Source organism: Pseudoalteromonas sp. P1-13-1a (assembly GCF_001401875.1).
Taxonomy (GTDB): Bacteria; Pseudomonadota; Gammaproteobacteria; order Enterobacterales; family Alteromonadaceae; genus Pseudoalteromonas.
Genome location: NZ_LKDV01000022.1, coordinates 46,207 through 57,359 on the forward strand (window position 1 = coordinate 46,207; position 11,153 = coordinate 57,359).

Here is an 11,153-nt window from a genome sequence, read left to right on the forward strand (position 1 = left end):
ATGTTAAAGCATAGTTTTACTTTTTTATGTTTATTGGTGCTAGCCGGATGTGCACAAGTGCCAGAAAACAAAGTTGATGAGCGAGACCCGCTGCAAAGCATTAACCGTCCATTGTACGACTTTAATATGGACATTTTAGATGCTTATATTTTACGCCCTGTCGCTGTAGGGTATGTAGAAGTAACCCCTGTACCTGTACGCAATGGTATTGTTAACTTTACCGATAATATTAGTGCGCCTGTTGATATGATAAACGCGGGGCTGCAAGGTAAGGTGGGTAACGCAGGCGTGAGTTTAGCGCGTTTTTTAGTTAACTCTACGGTAGGCGTATTTGGTATTTTTGATGTTGCAAGCTCATTAGGACTTGAGCTTGTAGATGAAGATTTTGGCCAAACATTGGGCGTGTGGGGTGTTGGCGACGGCGCATATATTATGTTGCCAGCAATGGGACCGACAACGGCACGCAACTTAACAGGCGATGTAGTCGATAACTTTGTGTTACCAGAAATAGCGCTGACTACGCCGCAAACTATTTTGGTGTTTGCGCTAAAAGCGGTTGAAGCTCGTGCGGCACTTATCCCGCAAGAAGGCCTACTTAATGACTCACTTGACCCGTACTTGTTTGTTAAAGACATATACTTTCAGCGTCAGCTTTATGAGCTATACGATGGCAACCCGCCAATTAAAGAAGAGCCTGAAGACTTTGATGAAGACTTCTTAGAAAGCTTATAAATAATAGCCATAAAAAATGCCAGCAATTGTTGGCATTTTTTTTATGTGTAATTTGAGCTTAAATAAACGAGCACGTGTTTATTATTCTTTAACCATCAGCTGCATTTGCTCATTTACCCAGGTTAGGGCGTCATGGTATGCATTGGCCACTTCTTCGCCTAAATTTAACTGTTTAGCAATTTCATTAGCGGCTTCCCAGTCTGCGTGCTCATAAAACTTAACCAAGTTTAGATACTGAGCAAGCAGGCCTTCGTCGTTTAAGAGCGCAGCTTTAATCTCTGCAGAAAGCGGAAGCTTTTGCATAACGCTTTCCATGGTTTCATCTAAAATGGCATCCATAAGCGACATCATGCCGGTTAAAAAGGCCATACCGGTGTCTTTAAACTGGCCATGTGAAATAGCAAGTAGTTCGCCAAAGCGTGCACGCGTTAGCGAAAGCCTGATTAGCTCTACGGGTTTATCCGCCGATACTTGCGCTGCAAATAGCAAAGATAACAGCTTTTTAATTTCGTTAGCGCCAAGTACGATGAGTGCTTGTTTAATTGTGTTTATTTCTGCTCTGCGTGCAAACGCAGCTGAGTTTGAATAACGCAATAACTTGTATGATAGATTTACATCACGTTCAAACACATCGGTGATCTTTTTAAGATCCATTTCAACAGATGAGGTTTCGTAAAGTAGCTCTGCTAATGCCATTTCTGATGGTGGCAGTGCTTTACTTTGTACCATTTCAGGCTTTGAAAAAAAGAACCCCTGAAAATACTCAAATCCAAGCTCAAGGGCTAAGTTATAAGCCTCATAGGTTTCTACTTTTTCAGCTAAAAGCTTGATGTGTGGATAGGCTTTAATATCGTTAATTATGGTTTTTATTGCACTTTCGTCAGTGGTTAAAAAGTCTATTTTTATAATATTGATAAACGGGTAAAAATGGCGCCATACAGGTTGGTGAACATAGTCATCTAGTGCCAGTGTATAGCCTTTTTCGTTTAGGTCTTTGACTATAGCGAGTAAACGCTTACCTGGTTGCACTGTTTCAAGGATTTCTACAACAACCGTCTCTTTCCCTAACATCGTAGGGTAACCTTTTAATAAAGTTTCCAGAGTAAAGTTAATATATGCGGGTTTGTTATCAGTCAAATCCTCTAAACCAAAATTAAATTGACTCCCTTCGATTAGCTTCGTGGTTGCTTCGTCACCGTCTATGTCTGGAAATACATTATCCACGCCATCACGAAATAATAACTCGTATCCAACAAGCCCCTTTTCGCGGTCTAAAATAGGTTGACGTGCAGCATAAAAATACATAAATAGTTCCGTACAAATTAATAATAAATAGCAATGGCTATAATATATGGTAAAACGTTCAAAATAGCATTAGGTAATTATTATTGATTTAATGAATTGTTATTAAAAATTAGCTATATATGTAAATAAATTTACCATATATTGGGTGTTTGAGGGTTAAATAGTCAATAAGGCTGTTTTTTGTTCACTTCAGTGTAACAAGTTGGAGTTATCACCTTTAAGCATGATATAGTCAAGACGGATGGTTTTTACCCCAATAGTGTCTTTATTATAATATTTTAAGAGTCATTATTAGGATTAAAAGCCTGTTTTATACAACTTTGTGGAGGCGAATTTGGAAACAGGAATGATTATTTCACTGGCATTGTATTTTGTAGTCATGCTTGGCATTGGACTTTATGCATACAAACAGTCTACAAGTGATGTATCGGGTTATATGCTGGGTGGGCGTAGCTTATCTCCAAGTGTTGCAGCATTATCTGCTGGCGCATCGGATATGAGCGGTTGGATTCTAATGGGGTTACCCGGCGCAATGTTCGTTACTGGCTTTAGTAGCACATGGATAGCAATTGGTTTGGTTATTGGTGCGTGGTTAAACTACTTTTTAGTTGCGCCTCGTTTGCGTGTTTACACTGAAAAAGCAAGCGATTCAATCACCATTCCCGACTACTTCTCTAATCGTTTTAATGATAAATCAAACCTTTTACGTGTAGTTTCTGCGGTAGTAATTATTGTTTTCTTTACGCTTTATACATCATCGGGCGTTGTAGCAGGCGGTAAATTGTTTGAAAGCTCATTTGGCTTAAGTTACGAAATGGGTTTATACATCACCACTGGTGTTGTTGTTTTATATACCTTATTTGGTGGCTTTTTAGCTGTTAGCTTAACGGACTTTGTGCAAGGCTGTATTATGTTTATCGCCTTGATACTTGTACCAACTGTTGCTTACTCTTTATTAGAGCAACCGCTAGAGTCGACGCTTCATAGTGTTAATCCAGATATGCTTAATTGGATAGGCGCAGGCTCTGCACTAGGTATTATTTCGGCAATGGCATGGGGCTTAGGCTACTTTGGTCAACCTCATATTATTGTGCGTTTTATGTCTGTGCGCAGCGTAAAAGACATGCCAACGGCTCGCCGTATCGGTATGACATGGATGATAGTTGCAGCGATTGGTGCTGTGGGTACTGGTTTATTTGGTGCCGCGTATACATACGAAAACAACATTGTTGTTGACGACCCTGAAACCATTTTCTTAATTCTTTCTGAATTATTATTCCACCCATTAATTGCTGGTTTTTTATTGGCGGCTATTTTAGCTGCAATCATGAGTACTATTTCTTCTCAGTTACTTGTTAGCTCAAGCTCATTAACAGAAGATTTTTATAAAACGTTTTTACGCAAAGAAGCAAGCGACACTGAGCTTGTTACTGTAGGGCGCGTTAGTGTTGCTGCGGTTGCACTGTGTGCGATTTACTTAGCGTATGATAGAGACAGCTCAATATTAAGCTTAGTAAGTAATGCATGGGCAGGTTTTGGTGCGGCATTTGGCCCACTGGTTCTATTTAGCTTGTACTGGAAACGCATGAACTTTGAAGGCGCTCTAGCAGGTATGATTGTAGGTGCTGGTACGGTTCTGTTTTGGATTTACTCACCATTTATGATTGATGGGCAAAGCTTAAGCAGTTACATGTACGAAATTGTACCTGGCTTTATTTTGGCAAGTATTGCAATTGTAGTGGTAAGTTTAGCGACGAAAGAACCAGCGCAAAACATTACTTCGCTATTTGATGAAGTTGAAAAGGAACTTTAATTAAATAGCGTACTATAAGTATAAAAAAAGCCACCAAAATTAATTAGGTGGCTTTTTTATTGCTCGTGTTTTATTGAGACACCATAATCAATAGTTATTTAGCGGGTAATACAGTACTTTCTACGCTGCCAAAGCCAATACGTGCAAAGCCTTCTCTTTCACACCAGCCGCGCATAATTACGTTATCGCCATCTTCTAAAAAGCTGCGTTGCTCACCATTACTCAGGGTTATTTTTTCTTTTCCACCACGAGAAAGCTCTAATAAAGAACCCGCTTCTTCATGTGTAGGGCCTGACTGCGTACCTGAGCCGAGCATGTCACCGGGCATAAAGTTACAGCCATTTACTGTGTGATGAGCCACCATTTGCGCCACTGTCCAGTATGAATGTTTAAAGCTTGAGGCAGAGACCTGCGTGGGTTGGTGGTTTTCATCACGCATTTTTTGAGTCTGAATTTTAACATCCATTTGAATATCAAACGCACCTTGCTCGCGGTTAGCTGCAGATTCTAGGTACGGCATTGGTTGCGGGTCGTTTTCATCACGTGTCCACGCCGTTCTAAAAGGCGCCAGTGCTTCAGTGGTAACAATCCAAGGCGATACGGTTGAGGCAAAGTTTTTAGCTAAAAACGGACCTAATGGTTGGTATTCCCATGCTTGTAAATCTCGTGCCGACCAATCGTTAAATACACAAAAACCAAATACATGGTTTTCAGCGTTTTCAATGGCGATAGCATCACCCAGTGCATTACCTTTGCCTAAGTAAATGCCAAGCTCTAACTCATAATCTAGGCGTTTACATGGGCCAAATGCGGGGGTATCTGCATCGGGTGCTTTAGTTTGCCCTTTAGGGCGGTGAAACATTTGCCCCGATACATCAATAGATGATGAGCGACCATGATAGCCAATCGGCACCCATTTATAGTTTGGTAAAAGCGGGTTATCAGGGCGGAATAAGCTGCCAACGGCCGTTGCATGGTAAATTGAGGTATAAAAGTCAGTGTAATCACCAATACGACATGGCAGTGAAAACTCTATATCAGCTTGCGCAATAAGGGTACTTTGCATGTCTTTTTGTTGCTGTGCGCCTTCGCGTAATGCCTTTGAAAGCGCTAAACGAAGTGCTGACCAATACTGACTACCTAAACCCATAAATGTATTTAGTGTTGATTCGCTTGCTGCATCAAGGGCTGTTTTAGCATCACCTGTAAAAATGTTTAAGCGGCTCAATTTTGCTAAATCAATAACCTGATCGCCAATAGCAACCCCGCCTCTGAATTCCTCATTTGTGTTTTTAGTACGAAATTCTGCAAAAGGTAAATTTTGAATCGGGAAGTCACAGCCTTTAATATTGGCCGACTCTACCCAGCTGGTTATATTAATGTCGTGGGTTTCGTTAATTTGGCTCATTACTTATCCTTTAGGTTTGATGTGAGGTGCATGTATTTATTTAAGCATACTTGTAACTTGCACCCTACTTTTTAAATATTAAAACGACAAAAAGCAGCGAAGATCGCTGCTTTTAATTTACTCAAAAAAAGTTATAAAACGCCGCGACGCTCTTGGTCTCGCTCAATTGACTCAAACAATGCTTGGAAATTACCTTCACCAAAACCACCGTCATCTACACGCTGGATCATTTCTATGAAAATAGGTCCAAATAAGTTTTTAGAGAAAATTTGTAATAGGTAGCAATTTTCACTTTGGCTATCGACTAATATTTGATGCTCGCGAATTTTTTCTTTGTCTTCTGCAACCCAAGGCACACGGTCAAAAATAGTGTCGTAGTACTCAGGAATAATGTCTAAAGTAGCAATGGTCGACTTATCAAGCTTATCAAGCGAGCTTACTAAATCGTCAGTTAAAAACGCGAGATGTTGTACACCAGGACCATTATATTCGCCTAAGTACTCATCAATTTGGTTGTTGTTATTGCCTTTACCTTCATTAATAGGAATTGAGAAGGTGCCACAGGGTGATTTAAGTGCATACGATAGCAACGCTGTTTTTTGCCCTTTAATATCGAAGTAGCGTACTTCTGTAAAACCAAACACGTCTTTGTAAAAGTTTGCCCATGTTTCCATAGTGCCTTTATAAACGTTATTAGTTAAGTGATCTATACGAATAAAGCCTTTATCTTGAACTACATTTGGAGATGATAAATCTTCAAAGTCAGACTCATAAATAGACCCTTTATCACCAAATTGCTCAATAAAGTAAATTAGGCTGTCGCCAATACCGTAAATTGCGGGATAAGGTAAGTCTTTATGGGTAGAATCGGTTGCGGGTTTTGCACCCCTTGCCACAGCTGTTTCAAATGCATGCTGTGCATCGTTTACGCGCCAACCCATAGAGCAAATTGCTGGTCCATGACTTTTTGCAAATTCAGCAGAAAAGCCATCACGTTCGTTATTTAGTAAAAAGTGAATGTCGTTTTGGTTGTAGTAGACAATATCTTTGCCTTTAAATTTTTTTAATTTTGAAAAACCAAAATCAGTAAACACTTTATCCATGTAGTCTGCATCAGGTGTTGCGTATTCAGTAAACTCAATACCAACTAAACCTAGTGGATTATTTGCTTCACTCATTTTTATTACTCCTGCAATAAATATTGCTACTGCGATTATGTGTTGTTGTCGTGTTGAGCTAGATAATCAACTAGATTTTGGATTTGGGGAAGAGGGGGGGCAGATTTAGCATTTGAGTAAACTGTAAATTTAATAAGACGTTTAATGGGTCAGTAGGTTTATACCTTACGCTTTAGCGTAAACAAGTATAAATTAGCTTGATAATTTTAGTTTATTAAAGTTTAAGGTGCTGATTTAAATAAATAAAAAAGAGGTTTTATAAAAATAAAACCTCTTTTAAAAATGTGGTTACGTATTGTTTTTTGTACTTAATTGTTTACACTTTGTGTGCGATTGTTAAAAAACGTGTTGCGCTGCTCGAGCCAAAGGTTAGGTTTTACCGTGGGTGCTGCTTGGTAATGGCGCTCAATAGCTTGGTTTAATACCCGTGTTGTAGGGGTAAACGTAAGCTTTGATTGAGCGCTGCCCATGCTTTTAATTTCGTCTCGACTCAGGGCGCGCCCAGCATATAAAAGGGCGTTTAAATAACCAGGTACTGTTTCAAAGTTGTTATCTGTAAAGAGTAAAACAGCTGATGTTAATGCCCAGGTGTTATTTATTTCACCGTCTTCTTTAACACCAGCAAGCTCGCCGTCAATGTACACTTCAAATACCCCATTGCTGGGGGCGGTATAAAATACAAATGCTACACGGTGCCAGTTTTCAGGCTCTGTTTGCCCAAAATAACCACTATCACTGGTTGATTTACCGTAACCGCCCGTTGGGTCGATAAACATATCGGCATCATCAGTGAGGTAATCTTGTGTGTTTGCTTGCATAATAGCGCGATAAATATCTTTACCTTCTTCAGGCCAGTATAAGTCCATTACTAAGGTGTAGTCAGAGACCATGCCTTCGCTTGCATAATCACCATTGGCAGGTGTATTGAGGGTTATTAATAGCCCCTCAGTAGGCGCGTGGCGTGAAAACGCCATTACCCCGGAGCTGCCATCAGCAAAATCAGAAATACCAAGCGCTTGCGTGGTACTATATTGAGTTTCCTCAGGGCCCCAGTTTGTTTGCTCAGGGTCAAAGTAGCTTAATACCGAAGGACCATAATCTGGTGTTAAAGGGTTGTTAGCATCGTCAAAATTCCACACTGTGATGTTGTTTTGTTCATCACATGAAAAGAGTCGATTATCGGTATCTAGGTATAGGCATTGGCTGGTTCTAAAGCGCGCATATTGATCAAGTAACCACCATGCTTCGTCAATGGCTTCTACGTTTAAAAAGTTGACGCCATTAAAAAATAATTCAGGATTAAGCGCTGCGCCTTTAAATAAAGCAACTTGATAGGTGCTCGACGCTTGTATATCGTCTGGTTTGAGTAAAAACCAATCGGGTTGACTGGCAAACATGGTGTTTAAATCGCTCCCAGTAACCGTTACGCTATATAACGAATTAAAGCCGGGTGTGTTAGAGGGCTGGCGCTCAACATAGTAGGCTTTATGAAAGTCTTCTTGTGTTACAGCCCCTGGTGTCCACCTTGTTTGTACTAACTCAGGGTTGAGCAGGGCGGCCGTTATATCACTAGCATGGGCTGCAGCTAATGCCGTTATTTCTGCAAGCTCGATACTACTTGGGTAATTTTCAGAAATAGCAATTTCTGTGTTTGCATCGGGCGCATAACGCCCCATAATTTCGTCGATGGCACGTTTTGTTGCTTCATCACGTTCGCTAACGCTGTCAGTTTCAATGGTGCTGTAAGCTATCGTTGGCGATGTTTTATCTTGCAGATTAAATGTCAGGGTAACATCGGTAATGCCTTTGGCATAAAAATCTGGCTGAATAACCACAGCGCCGTTCTCGAGCGTATTATAACTTTCTCCGCCATGAGTATGGCCGCCTAATACTAAGTCTATACCGCTTACATCGGTTGCCATATCAATATCTAAGCCTTCACCTAAATGGCTTAGCATTACCATATAATCAACGTCGTCTTGATACTGGCTTACTATACTTTGCGCTATTTGTTGCCACTGCCAGCTCATTTTAAATTGTTGGATAAAATCTGGAATAGGCTCATCATCTATCGGCTCATCTAGTTCGTTCCATGGTACAGAGGTCATGCCGAATACGCCCAAGGTCACACAGCCCACTTGTACTTTAGCGAAGCCTACAGCGGCAAAATCTTGTAATTGTTCACCTTCGTAGCGCGTATTGCTGGCAAGCACAATGGCATTGTCATCTTGTGAATAGCTTAATAATTTTTCAGGTCCCCATGCATAGTCGTGATTACCTACCACACGTAAATCAAACTGCATGGCTTTAATGGCCTCTTCTGTAGCGCTACCTTGTGATAGTTGCTCAGCAACCGTGCCTTTTTCGTAGTCATCACCCCCGTTGGTAAACAGGGTATGCGGCGTTTGTGCAAGTACTTGGTTGTAGTAGGCTTTTATGCGGCTAAAGTATTGCTCTTCATAACCGAATCGAGCATGTAAGTCGGCAACGTGAATAAACCTTACTGATTGCTCTGTTGCCGTGCTGTCACACGTTGGGCCAATAGCAGCAAAGGCCTCTTTACGCTGCATCATTATAGCGAAGGTACCCAGAGCTGTTACTTGTGCACTGACAAAGCCATCTTCAACAAAAGAGTTATCAATAACCGCCCAGCCATCGCCAGATTGTTTAGCAATAAATAGCTGGCCACCTAATTGGTAATCATCAGGTATTTTTATGGCGATCGTAATTGGGTTGCTAAAGGAAAGCGTACTTGGGGTCAGTAGGTGTATATCTGAGATAATATTTAACAGTGCATTGGCATCATCTAATACTGTTTTTTCGTAGGTAAGCTCAGTACTTTGAGAAACAGCATTGGCGGGTACAGTCAGCAAAAAACTTCCTTCATCAAGGCTGACATCTAAACCGGTAGTTGTAGATACGGTTAACTCGCTTGGCTCTGGCTCGACTGGATCGTTAGGGTTAGTTGTCACTTGATCGTCTGAACCACCACAGGCAGATAATAAAAAAATACAAAAAATTAAAAATGGGGTGCGATATAAAGTTAACAAGCGCATGTACTGCGTCCCTGAGACAAGTTAAAAATTAATCAGCAGATAATAGCAGTTTACAGCGAGGTGATATAGAAGTTTGAGAAAATTTCCCCCATAGCGGCTATGGGGGAAATTATAAGTAGTATTACGCGTAATTAAACGTGCAATATTATGCGGTTTTTTCTTCCAGACCTTGTTTTTCCCATACTTTCGCTTTAAAGCTCATTAGTACTAAAACAATACCAACACCAATGCTAAATAAGGCAATTTGTAAATATAAGTTAGGGATTTCTTGAACGTTATTCGGATCAAAGTTACCCGCAAGTATACCCGAGATAACATTACCAATAGAGTAGGTTAATACAAATACACCCATTAACTGACCTGTATAACGGCGAGGTGATAATTTGCTTACTGCACTTAATGCTACAGGGCTTAAACAAAGCTCACCCACTGTATGTAAAAAGTAAGTAGTAACAAGCCAATAAGGCGCCACTTTTAAGCCTTCAGCAGCGTACTGAGCAGCCATAAACATGACTAAAAAGCCAGAAGCCATAATAATCAAGCCAAGTGCACATTTAACGCTGTAAGTAGGTGATATCATTTTTTTAGATAAATTAATCCAAAGCGCTGCAAAAAATGGTGACAGTACAATAATAAACAGTGAGTTTAAAGATTGAAACCATGTAGTTGGAATTTCAAACGTACCGATAAGGCGGTCTGTGTAATCACGAGCAAATAGGTTAAGTGATGAACCCGCTTGTTCAAAACCAGACCAAAAACACGCAGAGGCAACACACACTAAAAATAGTGCCCACATTCTTTGTTTTTCTTCACCAGTTAAATTGCCTTTAAAGTAAATAAGGCCAAAATATACAAAAAATATAACAGTAAATATAACGGCTGTGTAACCAGCTACAACCGACGGGTTTATGGTAATAACACCCGTCATAGCGGCTACTGTAACGCCAGTAACAACAGCAACAAACAATGCTATAGCGCCCCATGTACGAGATGCGCCTTTAGCGCTTAATGGGTTGGCCGGTAATGCGCTATGCTCAGGAAGGTTGCTAAGTGTGCGCTTATATTGGATTAAACCAATAGCCATACCCACAGCAGCTGCACCAAATGCCCAGTGCCAGCCTACATTTTCCATAAAGTAACCACATACGTAGTAACCTATTAGCGAGCCCAAGTTAATACCCATGTAGTATATAGCGTAACCGCCATCACGGCGCTCATCAGCATCGCTGTATAGCTGACCTACCATTGCGCTGATATTTGGTTTAAGTAAACCAGTACCAGTAGCTACAAATATTAAACCAATAAAAAATGAATACTCATGAGGCACGGCCAAAATAATATGGCCACACATGATGATGATACCGCCATACCACACGGCTTTTTGGCCACCGAATAATCTATCGGCAAGCCAACCTCCTGGCAGGCCTAAAAAGTATACTGCACCTGTGTATAAACCGTATATTGCAGCTGCTGATGCAACAGTAAAGCCTAAGCCTTCTTGTTGTAAGCTTGCTGTCATAAACAATACGAGCATTGCTCGCATGCCGTAGTAACTCATACGTTCCCACATCTCAGTGAAGAACAATGTTGAAAGTCCTTTAGGGTGGCCAAACCAACCGCTATCTGGAGCTGAACTCATATTTACTTCCTAACTTTAAGAA

Annotated in this window: 7 protein-coding genes; 2 read left to right on the plus strand and 5 right to left on the minus strand. The window is 40.7% G+C overall.

Annotated features, from left to right (window positions below; all coding sequences use genetic code 11):
- Entirely contained in the window at positions 1 to 732 is a 732-nt protein-coding gene (locus AN391_RS13875) for a VacJ family lipoprotein (protein ID WP_055015948.1), read from the plus strand.
- Between the two features lie 81 nt (positions 733 to 813).
- Here AN391_RS13875 and AN391_RS13880 read toward each other — a convergent pair whose 3' ends face one another.
- Positions 814 to 2,037: an EAL and HDOD domain-containing protein gene (locus AN391_RS13880; protein WP_055015949.1), complete on the minus strand. Its 1,224-nt coding sequence runs from the start codon at positions 2,035 to 2,037 to the stop codon at positions 814 to 816.
- Positions 2,038 to 2,371: 334 nt separating this feature from the next.
- Here AN391_RS13880 and putP point away from each other — a divergent pair, with 334 nt between their 5' ends.
- Positions 2,372 to 3,850 (plus strand): sodium/proline symporter PutP, encoded by a 1,479-nt coding sequence (gene putP, locus AN391_RS13885; RefSeq protein ID WP_055015950.1) that lies wholly within the window; start codon positions 2,372 to 2,374, stop codon positions 3,848 to 3,850.
- A gap of 94 nt (positions 3,851 to 3,944) precedes the next feature.
- Here the strand turns inward: putP and fahA are convergent, their stop codons facing one another.
- The 4 genes from fahA to AN391_RS13905 form a co-directional block, all read right to left on the minus strand.
- Complete coding sequence (fahA, locus tag AN391_RS13890) at positions 3,945 to 5,258, minus strand: fumarylacetoacetase (protein WP_055015951.1); 1,314 nt, start codon at positions 5,256 to 5,258, stop codon at positions 3,945 to 3,947.
- Between the two features lie 131 nt (positions 5,259 to 5,389).
- Positions 5,390 to 6,436: a 4-hydroxyphenylpyruvate dioxygenase gene (gene hppD, locus AN391_RS13895; protein ID WP_055015952.1), complete on the minus strand. Its 1,047-nt coding sequence runs from the start codon at positions 6,434 to 6,436 to the stop codon at positions 5,390 to 5,392.
- 308 nt (positions 6,437 to 6,744) lie between these two features.
- On the minus strand, positions 6,745 to 9,492 hold the full coding sequence (locus AN391_RS13900; protein ID WP_055015953.1) for a metallophosphoesterase: 2,748 nt from the start codon (positions 9,490 to 9,492) through the stop codon (positions 6,745 to 6,747).
- 145 nt (positions 9,493 to 9,637) lie between these two features.
- The gene (locus AN391_RS13905) at positions 9,638 to 11,131 is read right to left on the minus strand and encodes a peptide MFS transporter (RefSeq protein ID WP_055015954.1); all 1,494 of its coding nucleotides are present in this window, start codon (positions 11,129 to 11,131) and stop codon (positions 9,638 to 9,640) included.
- Positions 11,132 to 11,153: the final 22 nt, after the last annotated feature.